The organism is Bacteroides stercoris ATCC 43183, assembly GCF_025147325.1.
Taxonomy (GTDB): Bacteria; Bacteroidota; Bacteroidia; order Bacteroidales; family Bacteroidaceae; genus Bacteroides; species Bacteroides stercoris.
Window position 1 is genome coordinate 467,821 of the sequence record NZ_CP102262.1, and the last position, 22,267, is coordinate 490,087.

At 47.1% G+C, this 22,267-nt stretch carries 21 protein-coding genes and 4 tRNA genes; 5 read left to right on the top strand and 20 right to left on the bottom strand.

Going from position 1 to position 22,267, the window contains the following annotated elements; genetic code table 11:
* Positions 1–65: 65 nt before the first annotated feature.
* The 14 genes from rplL to rpsU all read right to left on the bottom strand — a co-directional run bounded on the left by rplL (position 66) and on the right by rpsU (position 6,248).
* On the bottom strand, positions 66–443 hold the full coding sequence (gene rplL / locus NQ565_RS01880; protein ID WP_004291279.1) for a 50S ribosomal protein L7/L12: 378 nt from the start codon (positions 441–443) through the stop codon (positions 66–68).
* 60 nt (positions 444–503) lie between these two features.
* Positions 504–1,025 carry a 50S ribosomal protein L10 gene (gene rplJ / locus NQ565_RS01885; protein ID WP_005656563.1) on the bottom strand — a complete coding sequence of 174 codons (522 nt, stop codon included), beginning with the start codon at positions 1,023–1,025 and terminating at the stop codon, positions 504–506.
* A gap of 15 nt (positions 1,026–1,040) precedes the next feature.
* Complete coding sequence (gene rplA / locus NQ565_RS01890) at positions 1,041–1,739, bottom strand: 50S ribosomal protein L1 (protein ID WP_005656564.1); 699 nt, start codon at positions 1,737–1,739, stop codon at positions 1,041–1,043.
* Between the two features lie 15 nt (positions 1,740–1,754).
* A complete protein-coding gene (gene rplK, locus NQ565_RS01895; RefSeq protein ID WP_004291286.1) occupies positions 1,755–2,198 on the bottom strand; it encodes a 50S ribosomal protein L11 in 444 nt (147 codons plus the stop codon).
* A gap of 57 nt (positions 2,199–2,255) precedes the next feature.
* Positions 2,256–2,798 carry a transcription termination/antitermination protein NusG gene (nusG, locus tag NQ565_RS01900; protein ID WP_016660793.1) on the bottom strand — a complete coding sequence of 181 codons (543 nt, stop codon included), beginning with the start codon at positions 2,796–2,798 and terminating at the stop codon, positions 2,256–2,258.
* A gap of 13 nt (positions 2,799–2,811) precedes the next feature.
* Positions 2,812–3,000, bottom strand: a complete 189-nt coding sequence (gene secE / locus NQ565_RS01905) for a preprotein translocase subunit SecE (protein ID WP_004291288.1) — start codon at positions 2,998–3,000, stop codon at positions 2,812–2,814.
* 14 nt (positions 3,001–3,014) lie between these two features.
* Positions 3,015–3,087 (bottom strand) — tRNA-Trp (locus NQ565_RS01910).
* Positions 3,088–3,141: 54 nt separating this feature from the next.
* Entirely contained in the window at positions 3,142–4,326 is a 1,185-nt protein-coding gene (gene tuf, locus NQ565_RS01915; RefSeq protein ID WP_005656566.1) for an elongation factor Tu, read from the bottom strand.
* A 49-nt stretch (positions 4,327–4,375) separates the two neighbouring features.
* Positions 4,376–4,447 (bottom strand) — tRNA-Thr (locus NQ565_RS01920).
* A gap of 16 nt (positions 4,448–4,463) precedes the next feature.
* Positions 4,464–4,546 (bottom strand) — tRNA-Tyr (locus NQ565_RS01925).
* A 70-nt stretch (positions 4,547–4,616) separates the two neighbouring features.
* Positions 4,617–4,690: transfer RNA gene (locus NQ565_RS01930), tRNA-Thr, on the bottom strand.
* A 96-nt stretch (positions 4,691–4,786) separates the two neighbouring features.
* Entirely contained in the window at positions 4,787–5,086 is a 300-nt protein-coding gene (hpf, locus tag NQ565_RS01935) for a ribosome hibernation-promoting factor, HPF/YfiA family (protein ID WP_005656567.1), read from the bottom strand.
* 15 nt (positions 5,087–5,101) lie between these two features.
* Positions 5,102–5,986 carry a site-specific tyrosine recombinase/integron integrase gene (gene xerA / locus NQ565_RS01940; protein WP_005656568.1) on the bottom strand — a complete coding sequence of 295 codons (885 nt, stop codon included), beginning with the start codon at positions 5,984–5,986 and terminating at the stop codon, positions 5,102–5,104.
* 70 nt (positions 5,987–6,056) lie between these two features.
* Positions 6,057–6,248, bottom strand: a complete 192-nt coding sequence (gene rpsU / locus NQ565_RS01945) for a 30S ribosomal protein S21 (protein WP_002558090.1) — start codon at positions 6,246–6,248, stop codon at positions 6,057–6,059.
* Between the two features lie 271 nt (positions 6,249–6,519).
* Between rpsU and NQ565_RS01950 the strand changes: the two genes are divergently transcribed.
* Both NQ565_RS01950 and NQ565_RS01955 read left to right on the top strand, forming a co-directional pair.
* Complete coding sequence (locus NQ565_RS01950; protein ID WP_005656570.1) at positions 6,520–8,313, top strand: aminopeptidase P family protein; 1,794 nt, start codon at positions 6,520–6,522, stop codon at positions 8,311–8,313.
* Positions 8,314–8,328: 15 nt separating this feature from the next.
* On the top strand, positions 8,329–8,844 hold the full coding sequence (locus NQ565_RS01955) for a gamma carbonic anhydrase family protein (protein WP_005656571.1): 516 nt from the start codon (positions 8,329–8,331) through the stop codon (positions 8,842–8,844).
* A gap of 270 nt (positions 8,845–9,114) precedes the next feature.
* On the opposite strand, the gene NQ565_RS01960 is transcribed toward NQ565_RS01955, so the two are convergent.
* Together NQ565_RS01960 and gltX are read right to left on the bottom strand one after the other, a co-directional pair.
* Positions 9,115–10,335, bottom strand: coding sequence for a 3-deoxy-D-manno-octulosonic acid transferase (locus NQ565_RS01960; protein ID WP_005656572.1), 1,221 nt, complete (start codon positions 10,333–10,335; stop codon positions 9,115–9,117).
* 18 nt (positions 10,336–10,353) lie between these two features.
* The gene (gene gltX, locus NQ565_RS01965; protein WP_005656573.1) at positions 10,354–11,880 is read right to left on the bottom strand and encodes a glutamate--tRNA ligase; all 1,527 of its coding nucleotides are present in this window, start codon (positions 11,878–11,880) and stop codon (positions 10,354–10,356) included.
* Positions 11,881–11,977: 97 nt separating this feature from the next.
* Here gltX and NQ565_RS01970 point away from each other — a divergent pair, with 97 nt between their 5' ends.
* Both NQ565_RS01970 and NQ565_RS01975 read left to right on the top strand, forming a co-directional pair.
* The gene (locus NQ565_RS01970; RefSeq protein WP_005656575.1) at positions 11,978–14,050 is read left to right on the top strand and encodes an HD family phosphohydrolase; all 2,073 of its coding nucleotides are present in this window, start codon (positions 11,978–11,980) and stop codon (positions 14,048–14,050) included.
* Positions 14,047–14,814: a hypothetical protein gene (locus NQ565_RS01975; RefSeq protein WP_005656576.1), complete on the top strand. Its 768-nt coding sequence runs from the start codon at positions 14,047–14,049 to the stop codon at positions 14,812–14,814. The genes NQ565_RS01970 and NQ565_RS01975 overlap by 4 nt, the downstream gene beginning before the upstream one ends.
* Before the next feature lie 7 nt (positions 14,815–14,821).
* On the opposite strand, the gene NQ565_RS01980 is transcribed toward NQ565_RS01975, so the two are convergent.
* The 3 genes from NQ565_RS01980 to NQ565_RS01990 all read right to left on the bottom strand — a co-directional run bounded on the left by NQ565_RS01980 (position 14,822) and on the right by NQ565_RS01990 (position 18,465).
* Positions 14,822–15,298, bottom strand: coding sequence for a low molecular weight protein-tyrosine-phosphatase (locus NQ565_RS01980; protein ID WP_005656578.1), 477 nt, complete (start codon positions 15,296–15,298; stop codon positions 14,822–14,824).
* A 44-nt stretch (positions 15,299–15,342) separates the two neighbouring features.
* A complete protein-coding gene (priA, locus tag NQ565_RS01985) occupies positions 15,343–17,805 on the bottom strand; it encodes a replication restart helicase PriA (RefSeq protein ID WP_005656579.1) in 2,463 nt (820 codons plus the stop codon).
* A gap of 81 nt (positions 17,806–17,886) precedes the next feature.
* Positions 17,887–18,465, bottom strand: coding sequence for a porin family protein (locus NQ565_RS01990; RefSeq protein WP_005656580.1), 579 nt, complete (start codon positions 18,463–18,465; stop codon positions 17,887–17,889).
* 744 nt (positions 18,466–19,209) lie between these two features.
* Between NQ565_RS01990 and NQ565_RS01995 the strand changes: the two genes are divergently transcribed.
* Positions 19,210–19,701, top strand: coding sequence for a GNAT family N-acetyltransferase (locus NQ565_RS01995; protein WP_005656584.1), 492 nt, complete (start codon positions 19,210–19,212; stop codon positions 19,699–19,701).
* Positions 19,702–19,721: 20 nt separating this feature from the next.
* On the opposite strand, the gene NQ565_RS02000 is transcribed toward NQ565_RS01995, so the two are convergent.
* On the bottom strand, positions 19,722–22,166 hold the full coding sequence (locus NQ565_RS02000; protein ID WP_005656586.1) for a DEAD/DEAH box helicase: 2,445 nt from the start codon (positions 22,164–22,166) through the stop codon (positions 19,722–19,724).
* Positions 22,167–22,267: the final 101 nt, after the last annotated feature.

A 22,267-nucleotide genomic window follows, 5' to 3' on the forward strand; every position in this document is an offset into this window, starting at 1 on the left:
CAAAAAGGTAAAGAACCCTTTTCACGAAGGGTTCCTTACCGAATTACCTGATTTACAGGCTAATGTTATTTAAGTTCAACTTCAGCTCCAGCTTCTTCCAATGTTTTCTTCAATGATTCTGCTTCGTCTTTAGCCAAACCTTCTTTTACTACGCTAGGAGCACCGTCTACCATGTCTTTAGCTTCCTTCAAACCAAGACCGCAAGCTTCCTTAACGGCTTTAACTACTTGAAGTTTAGCTGAGCCAGCGCTCTTCAATACTACATCGAAAGAAGTTTTTTCTTCAGCGGCAGCAGCACCACCAGCTGCAGGGCCAGCAGCAACAGCAACAGCTGCAGCAGCAGGTTCAATACCGTATTCTTCTTTCAGGATAGTTGCAAGTTCATTAACTTCTTTTACTGTCAAGTTAACTAATTGTTCTGCAAAAGCTTTCAAATCTGCCATTTTTGTATGATTTTAATTGTTTAATTACTAAAATAAATTGATGTTTTTTTGTTTCCGAAGTTACGCTTCGGGACGTTCACCGAGAGTCTTGAGAACTCCGTGAATGGTGTTACCACCTGATTGCAGAGCAGAAATAACATTCTTGGCCGGTGATTGCAGCAAGGCAACGATTTCGGCAATAACTTCATTCTTACTCTTGATACTTACGAGAGCATCCAACTGGTCAGCACCAACATAGAAGCTTTCTTCTGCATATGCAGCTTTCAGTCCGGGAATACCGTTCTTTGCTTTATCTTTCAGCAGTTTCGCAGGTGCATTCGCTGTATTGCAAAACATTACAGCAGTCGTACCTTTCATGCAACCGTAAAGCGGAGAATAATCCTCTTCCAAGCTTTCCAATGCTTTATGAAGCAATGTATTCTTAACTACCATCAATTTGATGTCAGCCTTGAAACACAAAGCTCTCAACGCGCTTGTATCAGCAGCGTTCATAGCAGTGGTATCTATCAAATAGAAGTGACCGTATTCCTTAACTGTAGCAGCAATCTGCTCAATAATCGTACTTTTATCTTCCTTTCTCATTATTACTCCGTTTTATTAGATTTCTTCTACAGATTTCGGGTCAATCTTGATACCCGCACTCATCGTGCTAGAAAGATAAATACTCTTGATATATGTACCCTTGGCTGCGGTCGGTTTCAATTTATTCAAAGTAGAGATGAATTCTTTCGCATTGTCGCGAATTTGATCAGCACTAAATGAAACTTTACCGATAGAAGTATGAACGATACCGCTCTTGTCAACTTTAAAGTCGATTTTACCTTGTTTTACTTCTTTTACAGCTTTAGCAACATCCATAGTCACAGTGCCACTCTTCGGATTCGGCATCAATCCACGAGGACCGAGTACACGACCGAGCGCACCAATCTTACCCATGATAGACGGCATAGTGATGATTACATCAATATCAGTCCATCCACCTTTGATCTTTTCAATATATTCGTCAAGACCAACATAGTCAGCTCCGGCTTCTTTTGCAGCAGCTTCAGCATCCGGTGTACAAAGCACCAAAACGCGTGTAACTTTACCAGTACCGTGAGGAAGTGATACAACACCTCTCACCATCTGGTTAGCCTTACGCGGGTCAACGCCCAAACGTACGTCGATATCCAGAGAAGCGTCGAACTTAGTAAAAGTAATTTCCTTTACCAATTGAGCAGCTTCTTTGAGAGAGTATGCTTTCCCTGCTTCAATTTTTTCTGCAGCCAACTTTTGATTTTTTGTCAGTTTACTCATTCTAATTGAAGTTTATTAGTTATTAACCGGGAACTCCCCTTTTACAGCGATACCCATACTACGAGCTGTACCAGCAACCATCTTCATGGCAGCTTCTACAGTGAAACAGTTTAAGTCAACCATCTTGTCCTGAGCAATCGTACGAACCTGTTCCCAAGTAATCTCGGCAACTTTCTTACGGTTAGGCTCAGCAGAACCACTCTTTACCTTAGCTACTTCAAGTAATTGAATAGCAACGGGAGGAGTCTTGATTACAAAATCGAAAGACTTGTCTGCGTAGTAAGTGATAATCACAGGAAGAATTTTTCCTGCTTTGTCTTGGGTTCTGGCGTTGAATTGCTTGCAAAACTCCATGATGTTGATTCCCTTAGAACCCAGAGCAGGTCCAACGGGAGGTGATGGATTTGCCGCGCCTCCTTTAATCTGTAATTTGATTAGTCCAGCAACTTCTTTAGCCATTTTTTAATTGATTTATATATAAACATTAATGAAGAATATTACAGCGTAACACCTGTCCTATTCTTTTTCTACTTGCATAAAGCCCAATTCGAGCGGAGTCTTCCGTCCGAATATCTTTACCATGACCTTCAGTTTCTTCTTCTCGGTATTCACTTCTTCAATGATTCCGCTAAAGCCACTGAACGGACCGTAATTCACTTTTACAGTCTCGCCGACTACATACGGGATATTCAGTTCTTCACCGGCATCCTGCAATTCGTCAACTGTACCAAGTATACGATTCACTTCCGACTGTCTCAGAGGAACGGGTTTTTCCGATCCACCCAAGAATCCTATCACATTAGGAGTATTTCTCAGATGGTGAGCGACCTCACCAACCAGAGCAGCCTCCACCAAAACGTAACCAGGGAGATAACTTCTCTCTTTCACAATTTTCTTACCATTGCGAACCTGATATACCTTTTCGGTAGGAATCAATACCTGAGACACATAATCACCAAGGTCGCTGTTTTTGATATCAGCTTCAAGATATTCCTTTACCTTAGTTTCTTTACCGCTAATAGCACGCAAAACGTACCATTTCTTTTCAATCTCAGACATTTCTCCTTCTTTTTTAATGTGGATAAACAAATTCCATTAAATGCTGGAAACAGAAGTCCATCGCAAATACCACCAGTGCAATAAGCAGGGAAGCATATAAAACAACTACTGCACTGTTAGTAAGTTCAGAATACGTAGGCCACGACACTTTATGAACAAGCTCGTCGTAAGTTTCTTTAAAATAAGCTACTATCTTCTTCATTTCAAAAATATTAGCACGGGAGGAGAGGCTCGAACTCCCGACACCCGGTTTTGGAGACCGGTGCTCTACCAACTGAGCTACTCCCGTGTGAACATAATCAGTTCCCAGTAAATACCGGGAACTGATTAAGATATTTGGTTATTAGTCGAGAATTTCAGTAATCTGACCAGAACCTACTGTACGACCACCCTCACGGATAGCGAAACGCAAACCTACGTTCAATGCTACCGGATAGATCAGTTCTACAGTAATTTCTACGTTATCGCCAGGCATTACCATTTCAGTTCCTTCCGGAAGAGAAATTTCACCTGTACAGTCCATAGTACGCAGATAGAACTGAGGACGGTATTTGTTGTGGAACGGAGTGTGACGACCACCTTCTTCTTTCTTCAAAACATAGATAGAAGCTTTGAACTTAGAGTGAGGTTTAATCTGACCCGGCTTACAAAGAACCATACCACGTTTGATTTCGTTCTTATCGATACCACGGAGCAACAAACCTACGTTATCACCGGCTTCACCCTGATCCAGCAATTTGCGGAACATTTCAACACCAGTTACAACAGACTTTTTGTCTTCACCCAAACCGAGGATTTCAACTTCGTCACCTACATGGATAACACCAGCTTCGATACGACCTGTAGCTACAGTACCACGACCAGTAATTGAGAATACGTCTTCAACCGGCATCAGGAACGGTTTATCAATATCACGCGGAGGCAATGGAATCCAATTGTCGCAAGCATCCATCAATTCCATTACTTTTTCTTCCCACTTTTCAACACCGTTCAATGCACCAAGAGCAGAACCCTGGATGAAAGGAGTGTTGTCACCATCGAATTCGTAAGCTGAAAGCAGTTCACGCATTTCCATTTCAACAAGTTCCAGCATTTCAGGATCATCTACCATATCGCACTTGTTCATAAACACAACCAGTCTAGGAACGTTTACCTGACGAGCCAACAGGATGTGTTCACGAGTTTGAGGCATCGGACCATCGGTTGCAGCAACCACGATGATAGCACCATCCATCTGAGCAGCACCTGTTACCATGTTCTTAACGTAGTCGGCGTGACCCGGACAGTCTACGTGAGCATAGTGACGATTAGCTGTTTCATACTCAACGTGTGAAGTATTGATAGTAATACCTCTTTCCTTTTCTTCAGGAGCGTTGTCAATCTGGTCGAATGATTTTACTTCAGAAAAACCTTTCTTGCCTAATACTGTAGTGATAGCAGCAGTCAACGTGGTTTTACCGTGGTCTACGTGACCAATTGTACCAATGTTTACGTGCGGTTTGGTACGTTCGAATTTCTCTTTAGCCATAGCTTTACTTGTTATTTATTTGATTAATAATCAGCTTTTACATTTTATGAGCTGTTACCGGGACTTGAACCCGGGACCTCTTCCTTACCAAGGAAGTGCTCTACCGCTGAGCTATAACAGCAAGAAAACCGGAGTTGTGGGCAAAGATGGATTCGAACCACCGAAGGCGTAAGCCAGCAGATTTACAGTCTGCCCCATTTGGCCACTCTGGTATTTGCCCAATCATAGAACTCTTTTTCTTTTTCTGAATTCTCTCGGGCGTTCCCACCCTTTAGTGATAATTCATTTTGAGCCTCTTGTCGGATTCGAACCAACGACCCCGAGATTACAAATCACGTGCTCTGGCCAACTGAGCTAAAGAGGCAATCTTTTTAAAAATGCAACCGCAACGTTCTACCGCGAGCGAAACGGCTGCAAATTTAGACATTTATTTTTTACCCGCAAAATTTTAAGCGGATTTTTATTTACTTCGTTGTTTTTCCTTGTATTTAACCAGCTGTTTTTCCAAAGCTTCCAGACAAAGATCCACTGCTTCTTCAAACGTATCACAAACCTTATTCGCATAAAGCTCACCGTTGGGCACCAATACTTTCACCCCGGCTTCTTTATTTTCGGCTGTTTCCGGTTTAACTACCTTTAATGACACCTCTACTTTCTCTATATCATCGTAAAATTTCTCCAATTTAGCAGCTTTCTTCTGAATAAAAGCCTGCAACTGCTCTGACGCATCAAAGTGAATCGATTGAATTCTAACTATCATACTTACCTCCTTTTTTTAGGCTCGAGGATGAGCCTGATTATACACTTTTTTAAGCTCTTCAAAAGTAGTATGCGTATAAACTTCCGTAGTCGCCAAACTTTCATGCCCCAACAGCTCTTTTATCGAGCTCAAATCAGCACCATTGTTCAGCATAGCCGTTGCAAAGGTATGCCTCAGCACATGCGGACTTCTTTTTTTTACAGTTACTACCTTTGACAGGTTTCGTCTCACAATATATGCTACGATACCGCGGCCAAGCCTTTCTCCATTCTTTCGGACAAAAAAAGCATCCGAACGAACCGGCAATGCTTGATTCCGCACATTGACATACTCCTGCATGGAACGCCCCAGTTCCTTATCAAAAGGTATCAGACGTTGCTTATTCCGTTTTCCGGTCACTTTAATAAGAGAAGCAGAAAAATCAACATCTTTATCATCCAACCCTATCAATTCCGAAAGCCTCATACCTGTCGTATAAAACATTTCGATAATCAAACGGTCGCGATACCCTTCAAACCTTTCTCCAAAGTCGACATCATCCAACAACCTATCCACTTCACCTTCTCTCAGAAAGACAGGAAGCGGTTTCTTTTTTTTCGGCCCTGTTACTCTCCGTAACGGATCTGCCGCCACCAATCCTTTCTTTAAAAGATACTTGTAATATGTCCGGACAGAACTCAACTTTCGATTCACCGTATTAGGCGCATAACCTTTATCCATCAGGGAAACAATCCATTCACGAATAAGATCCACACCTACATCCGACGGGGCTAAATCTCCCAACAGCTTCTCACCAAACTTCTGCAACTCAAGAATGTCCGTCCGGTAATACCTTACAGTACCTTCAGAATAATTCCGTTCATACAGAAGATAGTCGAGAAAAGAATCTGTCAACAGCATATCGTTACATCTAAATCATGCAACGAATGTATGAAAAAGAATTCAATAATTCAAAGGAAATTACGAATTATTAATCTTCTACTTGTTGAAGTTGCTGAACGTAAACTGCACGCTCTTTCTTAAGTCTTTTAGTCACAGACGGTTTATCAAACTGTTGTCTGCTTCTCAACTCTTTAACGATACCAGTCTTTTCAAATTTTCTTTTAAATTTCTTCAGCGCTTTTTCAATGTTTTCGCCTTCTTTTACAGGTACTACAATCATTTTTTTGTTTTTAAAATTTAAATGGTTTATAAAATCTCACGATTAAATTGAGCGGCAAAATTACACATACTTTCTTTATTCACAAAACTTTCGACAAAAAAATCGACAATCCTAACATAAAATACCTGCCTTTCTTACTGACAGTTATCAAAACTGCCCGCAGATAAGATTTCACTTACAGAAGCAACAATAGATAAAATAACAGAATTTACTCCATGTAATACAAGTAAAGTGAGTATCTTTGAAAACGCTTATCAACACCTTATACAGTATGAATTTAACAATTAATGAACGTATTGCCGCCTTGCGGACACACATTGTCCAAGAAAACATACAGGCATTCATCATTCCAAGCACAGACCCTCACCTCAGCGAGTACGTAGCTCCCCACTGGCAGTCGCGGGAATGGATTTCCGGATTTACAGGTTCAGCCGGCACGGTAGTTATAACAGCAGAAGAAGCCGGTTTATGGACCGACTCCCGTTATTTCCTGCAAGCCGCCCGGCAGATAGAAGGAACAGAAATCACATTATACAAAGAGATGTTGCCTGAAACGCCAAGTATTCCGGCATTCTTGAACTCACGCCTGCAAGAGGGAGACACCGTAGGAATAGACGGAAAAATGTTCTCGGCCAAAGAAGTGGAGCATCTGCAAGAAGCATTGAGAAAGAGCGGTATTCATGTAAAAAGTGTTGCCGATCCCCTGCAACTGTTATGGAAAGACCGCCCGGCAATGCCGTTGTCTCCCGCGTTTATTCACGACACACAATATGCCGGCAGGAGCTTTACGGAGAAACTTGCAGCCGTCCGAAAAGAGATGGACGCAAACGGTGCTGAGTCTTTGCTACTGTCGGCACTGGATGAAATAGCCTGGCTGCTCAACATTCGAGGGAATGACGTACACTGCAACCCGGTTGTTGTCAGCTACCTGCTGATAGAGAAAAACGCAGTGCATTATTTCATCCAACCGCAAAAAGTCACAGCAGAGCTAACTTCCTATTTTAACGTTAATGGCATCTCCGTACATACATATGAAGAAATAGAAGATTACCTTAACCACTTCCCTGCAAGAAGCATACTGGCAGATTCCGCCAAAACAAATTACGCCATCTACTCGGCAATCAATCCGCAATGCCGGATAATCGACGGCACATCCCCCGTAACTCTACTGAAAGCCATCCGCAACAAACAGGAGATAGCCGGCATCCATACGGCTATGCAAAGAGACGGCGTGGCATTGGTTAAATTTCTGAAGTGGCTGGAAGATGCCGTCCCTACAGGCCGGGAAACAGAAATCAGTATAGATAAAAAGCTACATGCTTTTCGGGCTGCACAACCACTTTACATGGGCGAAAGCTTTGATACGATTGCCGGCTATAAAGAACATGGAGCCATAGTTCACTATGAAGCCACTCCCGAAACGGATGTAACACTGAAAGCGGAAGGCTTTCTTTTACTGGACTCCGGAGCCCAATATCTGGACGGAACGACAGATATAACCCGTACCATCGCACTTGGCAACTTGACGGAGGAAGAGAAAACCGATTACACCTTAATATTGAAAGGCCATATCGCACTGGCAACGGCGGTATTCCCTGAAGGCACCCGCGGAGCGCAACTGGACGTATTGGCACGCCTCCCGATATGGAAGCAGCACATGAATTATCTGCATGGAACCGGCCACGGAGTGGGACATTTCCTCAATGTACACGAAGGACCGCAGAGCATCCGAATGAACGAGAATCCCATTCCCTTGCAACCGGGTATGGTCACTTCCAACGAACCAGGCGTATACAAGGCCGGAAGCCACGGCATCCGCACCGAAAACCTGTTACTGACAGTTCCTGCCGGCGAAGGTATGTTCGGCAATTATCTGAAGTTCGAGACCATCACGCTCTGTCCTATCTGCCGGAAAGGAATCATCAAGGAATTGCTGACTGCCGAAGAAATCGAATGGCTGAACGAATACCATCGAGTTGTATACGAAAAGCTATCTCCTGACTTAGACAATGATGAAAAAGAGTGGCTGAAAGAAGCATGTAAACCATTAATTATTAACCGATAACCAACAACAAAAAAAATGGCACTAATAAAATCAGTAAGAGGTTTCACTCCGGAAATCGGAGAGAATTGTTTTTTAGCAGATAACGCTACTATCATCGGAGATGTAAAAATGGGACGGGATTGCAGCATCTGGTTCAGTACCGTGTTGCGCGGAGATGTCAACTCCATCCGCATCGGAAACGGTGTAAACATCCAAGACGGAAGCGTACTGCACACCTTATACGAGAAATCCACCATTGAAATAGGCGACCATGTATCCGTAGGCCACAATGTAACCATCCACGGAGCTGCAATCAGGGATTATGCACTTATAGGCATGGGGTCTACCATTCTGGACCATGTCGTAGTAGGCGAAGGCGCCATTGTAGCCGCCGGCTCATTGGTACTTAGCAACACCGTAATAGAACCGGGAAGCATCTGGGGTGGCGTACCTGCCAAATTCATCAAAAAGGTAGACCCCGAACAGGCAAAAGAACTAAACCAGAAGATTGCACACAACTACCTGATGTACTCAAGCTGGTACAAGGAGTAAAGGTATCGGCTCCTCTAAAAAGGAGACTGCCTACATATAGGAAAATGAAGGCGTCACAACTCATTCTTTGAGAAGACAAACTTTTAACTTGAAATTAGAACATCCTAAAAGACTAAAGAAAAGGGTCGTATCATTACTCTCAAAACGGAGTTTGATACGACCCTTTTAGAGGTTATAATTACAGTCTGTAACTTTTCAGAGTCTCGTTTTAGTTTTGACAACCCCTCATATTTTTTATGGAAAGAGGTCTTTGGCAACCTCTTCAACAGTCTAAAAGTTTATCATGCCCAAAACTTTGTCCGTTGCTCCGGCATTACCGGTTACATAAGTCCCCGCATTCGTACCGGTCTCGCGCAAGAAGCTTTCATCTTCCAGCATACGGTCGAGCAACGCTTTCAGTTCTTCATAACTCTTGACAGAGAACCCGCCTTTTGCCTCCAGGAGCTGAACGGCTTCCTGGAATTTCTGGTACTTCGGTCCAAAGATTACCGGAATGCCATATACGGCAGCTTCCAACGTATTATGGATACCCACTCCGAACCCGCCGCCGATATAGGCAATCTCTCCATAGCGATAGATGGAGGAAAGCAGGCCGAAGCAGTCTATTATCAGGCAATCCGCCTTACGGACATTCTTTTCGTCGGCACGGGTATAACGCACATACGGCCGCTTCAGCTTACGGATTATCTCTACCAAATGATTTTCGTCGATTACATGCGGAGCGATAATCAGCTTTACTTCCGGATGCTGATTAAAGTATTCGATAAACAAATCCTCGTCGGGCTGCCAGGAACTTCCGGCAACAAAAGTCATCGTATTGTTCTTGAACAACTCAACCAAAGGCAAGTCTTTAGCCTCTTCCCGAATTTGAAGCACGCGGTCAAAACGGGTATCCCCCACCACAGTCACCCGGTTGATGCCAATCTTCGCCAGATAACGCTTGGAGCGCTCGTTCTGCACGAAGATGTGGTCGAAGTTGCGCAGCACGTTCCTATACGTACCGCCGTACCATTTAAAGAAAATCTGCCCGCGGCGAAAGATGGAAGACACGCTATAAACGGGGATGCGGCGCTTATGCAACTCATCCAGGTAGTTCTTCCAAAACTCATACTTGATAAAAAACGCCATGCAGGGATTCACCAAGTCAAGAAACTTCCTCACATTGCGCGGTTTGTCGAAAGGCAGATAACACACGATATCCGCCCCCCGGTAGTTCTTGCGCACTTCATAGCCCGACGGCGAAAAGAATGTCAGCAAAATACGATAATCCGGATATTTGGCACGTATCTTCTCAATCAGCGGGCGTCCCTGTTCAAACTCTCCCAAAGAGGCAGCGTGAAACCAGATATAACGCGCATCCTTCTCCAGCTGCTGCCGAAGAAGTTCGTACACGACCCAGTGCCCCTTCATCATCTTCCGCGGTTTACGGCTGAAAGGAGCCACCAGGTGCACCGCAATATCATAGAGTATTATTGCTAAATTATAAAACATACTTTTCTCCGCTTCAACTTATTTCAGAACGTCGATGGCACGCTGTATGCGGGCAAGCGTCTCTTCTTTGCCCAACAATGCGGTAATATCGAACATATGCGGCCCTTTACACTCTCCTACCACAGCCAGCCGGAAAGCATTCATCACATTACCCATGTGATATCCTTTCTCCGTAATCCAGCCGATAACTACATCTTCCGACGGTTTAGAGGAAAAATCTCCAATGCCCCGAAGCACTTCCATCAATTCCGTCATGATGCGCGGAGTATCTTCCGACCAACGTTTCTTCACATCCTTCTCGGCATACTGCTTAGGAGCAACAAAGAAGAAACGTGCCTGATCCCACAGTTCCTTCACGAAGTTGACGCGACCCTTTACCAGGGAGACTACCGTAGTAAGGAACGCATCGCTGTATGCACCAAGGTCTACACCGTGCTCTTTCAGTACCGGCTTGAAAAGTTCCGCAAGCTCCTCGTCCGATTTCTGAAGAATATATTCATGGTTAAACCAGATACCTTTCTTATAGTCGAACTTAGCGCCCGATTTGCTGCAATGACTCAGATTGAACAGTTTTACAAGTTCATCCATCGACATCAGTTCCTGGTCGTTACCCGGGTTCCAGCCCAGCAAGGCAAGGAAATTGATAACAGCTTCCGGCAGATAGCCCGATTCGCGATAGCCCGAAGACACTTCGCCCGACTTGGGGTCGTGCCATTCCAGCGGAAATACCGGGAAGCCCAGACGGTCGCCGTCGCGCTTGCTGAGCTTACCGTTACCTTCGGGCTTCAGCAACAGCGGCAGGTGTGCGAACGCCGGCATCGTATCTTCCCAACCGAAAGCACGGTACAGCAGCACATGCAGCGGAGCGGAAGGCAGCCACTCTTCACCGCGGATAACGTGGGAAACTTCCATCAAATGGTCATCCACAATATTTGCCAGGTGATAGGTAGGCAATTCGTCCGCCGATTTGTAAAGCACCTTATCGTCAAGGATAGACGAGTTTATCACGACCTCGCCACGTATCAAGTCGTTCACATGCACATCTTCGTCCGGCTCTATCTTGAAACGGACCACATACTGCCTGCCTTCGGCAATCAGCGCGTCCACTTCCTCTTTGGGCATCGTCAGCGAATTACGCATCTGCATGCGTGTAGAAGCGTCGTACTGGAAATTGGCAATCTCCGCACGCTTGGCTTCCAGCTCCTGCGGAGTATCGAAAGCGATATATGCCTTGCCGGCATCCAGCAACACCTGTACATACTTCTTGTATATGTCGCGGCGTTCGGACTGACGGTACGGACCATGTTCTCCACCAAAGCTGACACCCTCGTCAAAAGGAATGCCCAACCACTTGAAAGACTCCAATATATATTTTTCCGCCCCCGGCACAAACCGGTTGGAATCGGTATCCTCAATGCGGAAAATCAAATCTCCTCCATGCTGACGGGCAAAGAGATAATTATACAACGCAGTGCGCACACCACCGATGTGCAACGCCCCCGTAGGACTCGGGGCAAAACGGACTCTGACTTTTCTTTCTGTCATAATCTATCTTACTTATAACTAAATTAGACGGCAAAATTAAACCTTTTTTTCCATACTATTGTTTTTTTTTGTACTTTTCGCAAAAATTTCAACCGATATGAACTATTTCAAAGGTAAAAACAAAGAGTTCTCGTTCAGAGATTTGATATACAAGGCACTTATTTTTATAGGTACGGTGGGAGTTATTGTCTATTTCCTGCCGAGAGACGGTAAGTTTAATTACCAGTTTGACATTGACAAACCCTGGAAGTACGGGCAACTGATGGCAACCTTCGACTTCCCCATCTACAAAGACGACCAAGTCGTAAAAAAAGAACAAGACAGCATCCTGGCCTCTTTCCAACCCTATTTCCAATTGGACAAGAGCACCGGGAAAGAGGCGCTCAAGAAACTGAAGAACGACTATCAGACTCATCTGCGCGACATTCTGCCCTCTTCCGATTACATCCGCCATATCGAAAAAATACTATCCGAAGTGTACCGGGCGGGCATCCTTTCCACTGAAGAACTTGCCCGGCTGCACAAAGACAGCACATCTGCCGTCATGGTGATAGACGACAAGCTTGCCAACCAACGGAGCATCGACAAACTCTACTCCGTAAAGCAGGCATATGCCTACCTGCTTACGGCCGACACCATACACTATCGTCCGAACATACTCCGGCAGTGTTCCCTCAACGAATATCTCTCTCCCAACCTCACCTACGATGCCCGGCGGACAGAGACCGCCAAGGAAGAAATCCTCGACAACTATTCATGGGCAAACGGCATTGTACTGAGCGGGCAGAAAATCATCGACCGCGGCGAGATAGTGAGCCGGGAGACCTACAATATCCTCGAAAGCCTGCGCAAAGAGTCCATCCAGCGCAGCGAGTCCATCGGCCAGAAACAACTGATGCTGGCAGGGCAGATTCTGTATGTCGGCATCTTCATATTGTGCTTCATGCTTTATCTCGACCTCTTCCGCAAAGATTATTACAACCGCAAAGGCAACCTCGCGCTGCTTTTCACCCTTATCATGTTCTATTGTGTGGTAACGGCCGTTATGGTAACAAACAATATATTCAACGTATACATCATTCCCTATGCCATGCTGCCCGTCATTATCCGCGTGTTTCTTGACTCACGGACAGCCTTTCTCACACAGGTCGTCACAATACTGATTTGTTCCATCTGCCTGCGCTATCCGCACGAGTTCATCCTGCTGCAACTAACGGCAGGTTTGGTTGCGATTTTCAGTTTGAGAGAATTATCGCAACGCTCGCAGTTGTTCCGCACGGCTATCCTGGTGATTCTGACTTATGCAGCCGTTTATTTCGCTTTTGAACTGATAACGGAAAACGACCTTTCCAAACTGAACGGCAGTATGTACACCTACTTCGTGATAAACGGCGTATTGCTGCTTTTCACGTATCCGTTGCTTTTCCTGGTGGAAAAGACCTTCGGCTTCACTTCGAATGTTACTCTGGTGGAATTGTCCAACATCAACAACAGTTTGCTGCGGCGCATGTCGGAAACCGTACCCGGCACATTCCAGCATTCCATGCAGGTAGCCAACCTCGCAGCCGAAGCAGCCAACCGCATCGGCGCAAACAGCCAGCTGGTGCGTACAGGCGCTTTATACCATGACATCGGCAAAATGGAGAATCCGGCATTCTTTACCGAAAACCAGTCGGGCGGTGTCAATCCGCACAAGAATCTCGGTTACGAGCAGAGTGCGCAGGTCGTCATCGGACATGTAACGGACGGATTGAAACTGGCCGAGAAGAACAACCTGCCTAAAGTCATCAAGGATTTCATTACTACTCACCACGGTAGGGGAAAGACTAAATACTTCTACATATCCTGGAAAAACGAGCATCCCGGCGAGGAACCCGACAACGAGTCATTCACCTATCCCGGTCCCAACCCTTTCAGCAAGGAGCAAGCCATCCTGATGATGGCGGATTCCGTAGAGGCAGCCTCGCGCAGCCTGCCCGAATATACGGAAGAGAGCATCAGCAACCTGGTAGACAAGATTATCGATTCGCAGGTGGAGGAAGGTTATTTCAGGGAGTGCCCCGTCACGTTCAAGGACATAGCAACGGTAAAAGCCGTTTTCAAAGAAAAATTGAAAACCATCTACCACACCCGCATCAGTTACCCGGAACTTAAAAAGCAAGACCTATGAAAATCAGTACCAAAGAACAGCAAAGAGCGGAATTTCTGTTGCAAAGCCAACGGATTCAACTGCATCAGATTGAAAGTTTCAGTTTCATGGAACGCTACCCCCGGCAGGCGCATAAGGATATCCCGGCAGGAAAAGCCAAATACGGTCCCGGAATATTCGTTTTCCACCTAAAGGAAAAGCAGGATAAGGTAATATACATGCCTCCCTTCAGGCATCCTTCATCACTCGTCCGCTTTCTGGTGTCGCAAGGAGTGCCTTTTGCCAATTATGTTCCGCGCGGACGGAGCATGGAAACTCTCCCGGAGGAAACTTACCGGCGTCCCTCGCTGTATATGTTTTGGTTCTTCATATTATTCCTTATGTTCCTGATATTGGGCTACTATTCCGTCGGCATCGATGCATGGTGGGGATTCATTCCGGCCATCCTGTCCTTCGGACTGAGCCTTTTCTTCATTTGCATGCTGATGACCCGGTTCTGCTACCTGACGCTGGACAACGAGAACCTCACCGTACACAGTGCAGGCAGGACAATCCGCTATCCGTATGCAGACCTGCGCAAGGTCAACTTCGATTTTGCCCGGGAACAGACTTTCACCCACATCATGGAATTGCTCGACAAGGACTACCGTTACCGTCTTTTCTACATCGGCCGGGTTTCAAGGAAAAAGCTGAATGAGATTGCCGAACGGTTGCAACAGGCCGGAGTGGATGCAACGTGCAGCCTCAACGACAACAAGCGTTTTTATCATGACAACAGGCATTGAGCGGTGATTATTCGCCAACCGCTCCGAGCAATCCTGCACAGGCGTCTTCCAATATATCGAGTACGTATTCAAACCCCTCGGCTCCGCCATAATAAGGGTCGGGCACGTAATCGGCATGGGCAAACTTAGTACAGTATTCCGTCATGCGATGTATCTTTCCGCATGCTTCCACAGAAGGGGCACGCTCTTTCAAATCATCAATATTACGGTCATCCATTCCGATAATCAAATCGAACTCATAGAAATCATCCGTACGTACCGGACGGGAACGGTGCGTCAGGTTGTAACCCCGACGGGCGGCATGGGCACGCATCCTGCTGTCGGGCAGCTCTCCCTGATGATAGGAAAGAATACCTGCCGAGTCGATAACGAACTCATCTTCACGCCCAGCCTCTTCTATCAAATGCCTCATCACCCCTTCCGCCGAAGAAGAGCGGCAAATGTTGCCCAGGCAAACAAACAATATCTTTTTCTTCTCTTTCATACTCAAACACATATTAAACATTCCGCAACCCGCACTACGGCTATCTACATCGGGTCTACATCATAATATACAATCAGCGACTTGAAACGGTCTTCCATTATCATCTCCTTCTGTACCTGCAGCAACAATTCGCGGACACGCGCCATAGGAGCTTTGGTTTCAATCTTCACTACAATTTTGCGGATAAACAGCGTCTGCACACGTGCCACCGGCGGTTTATCCGGCCCTAACACCCGATTGCCGAAGATGGCACGCAGCTTGCCCGCCATAGTCTGCGCCATCAAATCGAGCAGGGACTCATTGCGGTTCTTCAGATACACATATATGAGGCGATAATAAGGGGGATAATGAAACATCTGCCGCTCGGCAAGCTGTCCGTCGACCATGCCTTCGTAGTCGTTGGCAATTACCTGAGGGATGATAGGATGCTCAATGCTCTTGGTCTGCAACACTACCCTGCCCCTTTTATTCTTCCGTCCGGCACGCCCTGCCACCTGCGCCATCAACTGGAAAGCACGCTCATAGGCACGAAAATCCGGATAGTTCAGCATCGTATCCGCATTCAGAATGCCTACCACGCTTACGTGGTCGAAGTCCAGCCCTTTGGAAACCATTTGCGTACCGATAAGAATATCCGTCTTTCCCTGTTCAAAATCGGCGATGATACGCTCGTAGGCCGCGCGTGTGCGGGTGGTATCCAGGTCCATACGGGCAACGGTCGCTTCGGGAAACAGGAGTTTGACGTCGTCCTCTATCTTTTCCGTACCGAAACCGCGGTTGCGCAAGTCCGTTCCTTCGCAAGCGGGACAGATGCGGGGCAGTTGATAGGTATATCCGCAATAGTGGCAGGTCAGTTGGTTCAGTCCTTTATGATAGGTCAGGCTGACATCACAGTTCTTACATTTGGGAACCCACCCGCACGTATGGCATTCTATCATCGGGGCAAACCCCCTGCGGTTCTGAAACAGAATGACCTGTTCTTTCCGTTCCAGTGCCTCGCGGACATATTGCAGCAACAAAGGGGAAAAGGGCCCGTTCATCCGCTTCTTGCGCTGCAACTCCTTGATGTCGACCGGAATAATCTCCGGCAACTGTATCTCCTTGTACCTCTCCTTCAGCTCCACCAGCCCGTACTTTCCGGACATGGCGTTGTGCCAGGTTTCTATGGAAGGCGTCGCCGTGCCCAGCAGGGTCTTGGCGCCATACAGCGCAGCCAGCACAGTGGCGGCATTACGTGCATGGTAGCGGGGGGCGGGGTCCTGTTGCTTATATGTGTTCTCGTGCTCCTCGTCCACGATAACCAGGCCCAGCTTGCGGAAGGGCAGGAACACGGAAGAACGCACTCCCAGAATGATGTCATATCCACTGTCCGAAAGCTGTTTCTGCCAGATTTCCACCCGTTCGGCATCCGGAAACTTGGAGTGATAAATGCCCAGACGCGAACCGAACACCCGTTGCAGCCTTTCTGTAATCTGTGTAGTCAGCGCTATTTCCGGCAACAGATACAGCACCTGCTTCCCTTGCCGGATAACTTTTTCTATCAGATGGATGTAAATCTCCGTCTTTCCGCTGGACGTGACTCCATGCAGCAAACAGACATTCTTTGTCCGGAAACTTTCCACAATGCTGTCGTATGCCCGCTGCTGATGCCCGTTCAAAGGATTTAAAGGGAGGGTTGTCCGGGCAGCGGCTGCATTCAGCCTGCCTATTTCCTGCTGGTATACCTCAAAGACCCCGCGTTCCACCAACCCGTTGAACACGGCAGGCGTAGCAGAAGTCCGCTGCAAAAGTTCCTTCTTGGTGACTTCTTTCGGCGTTTTACCCAAACAGGCGGAAAGTTCGATGTACTTCATCAGCAAGTCCAACTGTTTGGGAGCGCGGCGCTGCAGTTCGTCAAAGAAGAAGTGCAGACGGTGTTCATTGCCTGCCGCTTCCGTCAGGCGTACGCGGGTCTCGGTCTTGGGCTTGTAGGTGCGCTTCAGTTCTTCTTTCACAAAGACCGCCTCTTTATCCAGCAAGGATTTAATTACGGACAGGATATTCCTGATGCCGCTCTCCTTCTCCAGTTTCGTAATGCACTGCTCCGGCTCCGCGGCAAGCAGGTTCAGTATCTTCTGTTCCTTTTCGGGCAGTTGCACATCCGATTCGAAATCGGGGTTATACTCCACGATGGTCTCGCTCTCCAGCTTCAGGCCTGAAGGAAGCGCCGCTTTATAGACATCGCCCCGGGTACAGAGATAATAATCCGCCAGCCAGTCCCAAAACCTGAACTGCTCGGGCAGCAGGATGGGATGCGCATCCAGCAGGGCACTCACTTCCTTTACCTCGTACCCGGCCGGTGCGGAATAGTGTATGTTCTGCACAATAGCCGTATAGTATTTCTTCCGTCCGAAAGGAACAACCACCCGGCAGCCAATCTGTACAATCCCCGCCATATCCTCCGGCAGCGAGTATGTAAAGCAGGCATGCAGGGGAAGGGGCAATATGACATCTACGAACTTTTCCATTGCAACGGCAAAGATAACGTAAAAAAACGGCGTTGCCAATCAAAATCGGCAACGCCATACAGAGATAATCCCGTTATATCTTTAGAACAGGTAAGCAGCGGAAATCTGCCAGGTCTTATTCTTTGTTCCGATAGCCTCACTGGCACTCTTCCAGGTGAACGAGTCGCCGCAAGGAATCGTATAGTTGAAACCTATCTGCAAATGCTGAACCAGTTTCACACCGGCTCCCACATTGATACCCACCTGCGCTTTCTTGCTTTCCAGCTTTCTTCCATCTTCAAAATTCTTATCACCCTTGAAGTTGAAGAAGAAGTCCGGACCGGCCGCTACATAAATACCCAGCATACTGCCCAGACCGATGGAATATTTCAGATTGACAGGTATGTCCAGCCCCGATTGCTTCATATCAAGGCCTTCCATCTTATCGCCTTTCTGAGAATACAGCAACGCACCGTCCACTCCCAGTCCTATAACGGGAATCGTTATTTCCGCCATAGGTCCGAAAAAGAATCCGGTAGAGTTGTCTTTCATTCCTTCTAACTTGAGTTTCGACAAGTTCACACCGCCTTTCACACCAAACTTAATCAACTGAGCTTGGGCAGGCATAGCCAATGCCATGCAGCATACAGCTATCATAAAAACACTAAAGAACTTTTTCATAATTCAATACGTTTAAATTTCGTGGACAAATATATGCAAATTATCCCTTAAAAAAACAACAGGCATTCCGAATTGTTCAAAATTAAAACAAGAGTTCCGGTGCGTCACCGGTGGAAAACCGTCCCAATCTCCAGCCCGGAACATTCCGTATGCCGGTGTTTTTCCACGACATCCCTTATGTATAAAGGAGAAATACCCTATGCAAAAACCTGCTATGCCACATCGTTTTCCTCGTCCTGCAACTGCGGGCTGTATGGCCCGCATATGGAAACCGTACGGCCCGCAACCGGCAACCGGAGAGCCCGCAATTGGAAAACGAGGTTTTACATCCGGCTTTCCTACATTATACATGCTGTAAAACGACAAAACCAACGGGCAACGGTGCCATTAAGCCGCAGAGTTTGGAACGCTCCGCCCTTGAAAAACAGAGGCTTTTAACCGCAGTTAACAAATTTCGCTTCACATAGGTTTTACATCTGTGTATAAGCCTGTTACAACAAACAAGAAGGATAAAAGTGACGACCGGAAGTGACGACAAACAATTGGTCAACACTCTCGTCACCATTGTCAACACCCTCTCTATCCCCCTTCTGCAAAGGGATAGAACACTACCGGTGACGAGTGACGAGAAAAAACGTATTTTCTTTTTTAGGAGATTAAAAATGCAAGATAGGCATCGGAAAGCATAGATTGACTACCTTTGCAAAACATTATTCAAAAAAATACATTTCTTTATTACGGAATATGATAGAAATCAGGAAAACAGAGATTGCAGAACTCGGCATCCTTATGGAGCTTTTTGAACAGGGAAAGCGCATCATGCGCAAAAGCGGAAACATGAAACAGTGGACCGGCGGCTATCCCGATGAAGAACTTGTAAAGAAGGACATCGAGAACGGAAACAGCTACGTATGCCTCGATGAAGAACAGAACATAGTAGGGACTTTCACCTTCATACAAGGGAACGACCCTACTTACGCCCGAATTTACGAAGGAGCATGGAGTGACGACACGCGTCCCTACGGCGTCATCCACCGCCTGGCAAGCACAGAACAAAGCAAAGGAGTGGCATCCGCCTGCCTGCAATGGTGCTACCGCCAGATTCCCAACCTACGGGCAGACACGCACCGCGACAACCATATCCTGCAACACATCCTCAAAAAACACGGCTTCCAATATTGCGGCATCATATACCTGCAGAATGGAGACGAACGGCTGGCCTTTCAGAAGCTGTAGCGACAGCACACGCACCAAACTCATACGGGCCGGCTGCCGCCATACTTCTTCTTCAGCTCCTCCACGGTTGTTCCGGTGAAATACTCTTCCACGAAATCCCAACGCTGGCCGTCGGTCAGAGTATCCGTACCGAAGAAAAAGGAGAACAGCTCAATCTGCTCCTCGAAGATACGTTCGTTCGTGTCCAGTATAAGATTATGATATTCGTCGGAATCCGCCAACTGTTGCAGAAGTTCCGGGTTATCGAACCGTACATGCACGCAAGGCGTACCGCCTCCCTCAACGCTGAACGACAGGCAGTCGAGCATGGAAAGAAGGTTGAGCAACATATTCAAATCGGAGAACGGAGTGCAATAGAACTGCAAGCGGTCGCCCCTGTTGCCTGCGATACGCTGGGCGAACAGCTTCTGATAACGGGACAGAAGCAGGTCGAAACCTTTGGTGACGGTAAACGAGAGCTCGTTCGAGTCTTTCTTCTTGACGCTGCTGATGTAACTTACGCTGCGCCCCTCCTCGGTGCGGCTTTCCAGCAACGAACCGATGAAACGTTTGGCCGACGGCACATCCATGCCGTGCTCGGCAAACACCGCACGCAACTCCTCCTCGTCGAAACGGCCTTTCGACTTCAGCAAAGCTGTTTTCAGCATCAATACCAGGCTCTTGAACAAAGCATCCATGCGCTGGCGGATAACCGTTGCATCCTCTTTCAGCAACACCTCGTGCTTGCCCACCGAAACAGCACGTGAACCTTCCCACAACATGCCGCTGTTCAGTTTCTGCTTGAACTCCCTGTATCCCAACTCCGGAAAACGCTCTTCCCAAAGAGTGTCCAAACGGGCACGGTAGACTCCCTCTTCACCGTCCACCCCGGTAAGATAGGCCTGAAATTCGCGTGCAAAGGCATCGCCCGTCTTGTCCTGGATGTAACCCTCCGTCAACAGATTTTGCGGACTTACCTCCAGCAGACGTGTGCCGTAGCGTTGCTCCAAATCATCCTCCAGCCACAGCAGGGCCGTTTTGATAAGCTGCCCCAACTCGGCCTCGTACTCCAGCTTATTCTTGGTACGCGGCAACTTCACCACGAACTCAAAGTCGGACAGGGAAACAAGTATCTCTTCCTTCTTCCCTTTCATCCGATATACCTCCATGAGTTTCTTCAGGATAAGTTCCAGTTGGTCCTGCCCGATGTTGCCGGTCTGGTGCAGACGCTTCATGTAATAAAAGTCGCGTTCGTGATAATCGGTGGCGGCAATACCCTGCACATCCGCATCACGGGCGGCACGGCCTATTTCCTGAATGTAATCGACAAACGTGCTGGAAGGCGCCACGTGGTAAACACGGTCGATGTCGCTGATGTCCACTCCCATGCCGAAAGCTTTTGTAGCAACAATCATCCGCTTCGTGCCCTCTTTAAAGTCCCTGACGATGGCAGCCTTCTGCGCCTTGTCCTTCTTGCCGTAGTAAGAGGCCACCAGACGCCAGTCGGCAGGAGCCACCCAGGTCTTGATACGCATATCTATGCCACCGGCAAAAGGATAGTAAAGCAGCGCCTTATGCCCGTCGAGAAACTCCTCCACACGCCCGGATATGACGCGTTGCTTGCCTTTGTCATAAGTCTCTCCCTCTTCCAATGTGAGCCGGCGGATGTCAAAACCGATGTTCTTGCGCCTGACCGTACCTACATAAAGTATGCAAGGTTCCATTTGCAGGGAGCGGATGGTATCGAATACCATATCGTTGCCGCCTTTGGGATTCCACACGGCAGTGGCGGTAAGGGCAAACAGGGGGAACGAATAACCGAGGTTCTGTTTCAATGCGTCCAAATAACGCCCCAGAAACCAATAGTCCACGCGGAACTCTTTGCCCCAGGTGGTTACCGTATGCGCCTCATCGACAACAACCATACCGATGCGGCGGTTGCCGATAAAATGTTTGATGTCGTAGGAGAGCAACAGCTCCGGTGAAAGATAGAACAAGTCGATTTCCCCCTCACGCACCGCCCGGTACACTTCCATCTTCTGCTCCGGTGAAAGGTCGGAAGACGCATATGCCACACGTTCATACCCTACGTCCTGCAAGCCTTCCACCTGGTCCACAATCAGCGCTTTCAAAGGAGAGACAACGATAGTCAGCAGGTTATATTCTTTTCCCAGATAGATGGCGGGGAGCTGGAACAAGAGAGACTTTCCCGCACCAGTCGGAGCAGTCAGCAGGATATTGTCGGGCTGTTCCCCGCCTTTGTACGCCTTTTCCGCTTCCCGGATTACATTTTCAACCAGTTGTCCCTGAGAAATACAGAGAGTATCCCTGTTTTTAAACAAATCATCGTAAATCTCAAGATTGCGGAACCCGTCGTAACCATAGGTCTCTTTCAGCAGTTCCGTTACACTTTGCCGGCACTCCCCGGGCAAGTGGCGTTCTTTCAATACGGGCAAGCGGTGTGCCTCTCCTGTTTGTGTCATCATTAATATAATGGGGGATTAAAAAGAAAAAAAGATAGTATTCCGGCCATAGTAAAGGCCTTCGTACTACCTCTTTCTATAATTTGTATATCCGTAAGCCGACG

Excerpts from the sequence above, each read along its gene's own strand:
- rplL (WP_004291279.1), bottom strand. The coding sequence starts at position 443 with ATGGCAGATTTGAAAGCTTTTGCAGAACAATTAGTTAACTTGACAGTA.
- rplJ (WP_005656563.1), bottom strand. The coding sequence starts at position 1,025 with ATGAGAAAGGAAGATAAAAGTACGATTATTGAGCAGATTGCTGCTACA.
- rplA (WP_005656564.1), bottom strand. The coding sequence starts at position 1,739 with ATGAGTAAACTGACAAAAAATCAAAAGTTGGCTGCAGAAAAAATTGAA.
- rplK (WP_004291286.1), bottom strand. The coding sequence starts at position 2,198 with ATGGCTAAAGAAGTTGCTGGACTAATCAAATTACAGATTAAAGGAGGC.
- nusG (WP_016660793.1), bottom strand. The coding sequence starts at position 2,798 with ATGTCTGAGATTGAAAAGAAATGGTACGTTTTGCGTGCTATTAGCGGT.
- secE (WP_004291288.1), bottom strand. The coding sequence starts at position 3,000 with ATGAAGAAGATAGTAGCTTATTTTAAAGAAACTTACGACGAGCTTGTT.
- tuf (WP_005656566.1), bottom strand. The coding sequence starts at position 4,326 with ATGGCTAAAGAGAAATTCGAACGTACCAAACCGCACGTAAACATTGGT.
- hpf (WP_005656567.1), bottom strand. The coding sequence starts at position 5,086 with ATGATAGTTAGAATTCAATCGATTCACTTTGATGCGTCAGAGCAGTTG.
- xerA (WP_005656568.1), bottom strand. The coding sequence starts at position 5,986 with ATGCTGTTGACAGATTCTTTTCTCGACTATCTTCTGTATGAACGGAAT.
- rpsU (WP_002558090.1), bottom strand. The coding sequence starts at position 6,248 with ATGATTGTAGTACCTGTAAAAGAAGGCGAAAACATTGAAAAAGCGCTG.
- NQ565_RS01950 (WP_005656570.1), top strand. The coding sequence starts at position 6,520 with ATGAATTTAACAATTAATGAACGTATTGCCGCCTTGCGGACACACATT.
- NQ565_RS01955 (WP_005656571.1), top strand. The coding sequence starts at position 8,329 with ATGGCACTAATAAAATCAGTAAGAGGTTTCACTCCGGAAATCGGAGAG.
- NQ565_RS01960 (WP_005656572.1), bottom strand. The coding sequence starts at position 10,335 with ATGTTTTATAATTTAGCAATAATACTCTATGATATTGCGGTGCACCTG.
- gltX (WP_005656573.1), bottom strand. The coding sequence starts at position 11,880 with ATGACAGAAAGAAAAGTCAGAGTCCGTTTTGCCCCGAGTCCTACGGGG.
- NQ565_RS01970 (WP_005656575.1), top strand. The coding sequence starts at position 11,978 with ATGAACTATTTCAAAGGTAAAAACAAAGAGTTCTCGTTCAGAGATTTG.
- NQ565_RS01975 (WP_005656576.1), top strand. The coding sequence starts at position 14,047 with ATGAAAATCAGTACCAAAGAACAGCAAAGAGCGGAATTTCTGTTGCAA.
- NQ565_RS01980 (WP_005656578.1), bottom strand. The coding sequence starts at position 15,298 with ATGAAAGAGAAGAAAAAGATATTGTTTGTTTGCCTGGGCAACATTTGC.
- priA (WP_005656579.1), bottom strand. The coding sequence starts at position 17,805 with ATGGAAAAGTTCGTAGATGTCATATTGCCCCTTCCCCTGCATGCCTGC.
- NQ565_RS01990 (WP_005656580.1), bottom strand. The coding sequence starts at position 18,465 with ATGAAAAAGTTCTTTAGTGTTTTTATGATAGCTGTATGCTGCATGGCA.
- NQ565_RS01995 (WP_005656584.1), top strand. The coding sequence starts at position 19,210 with ATGATAGAAATCAGGAAAACAGAGATTGCAGAACTCGGCATCCTTATG.
- NQ565_RS02000 (WP_005656586.1), bottom strand. The coding sequence starts at position 22,166 with ATGATGACACAAACAGGAGAGGCACACCGCTTGCCCGTATTGAAAGAA.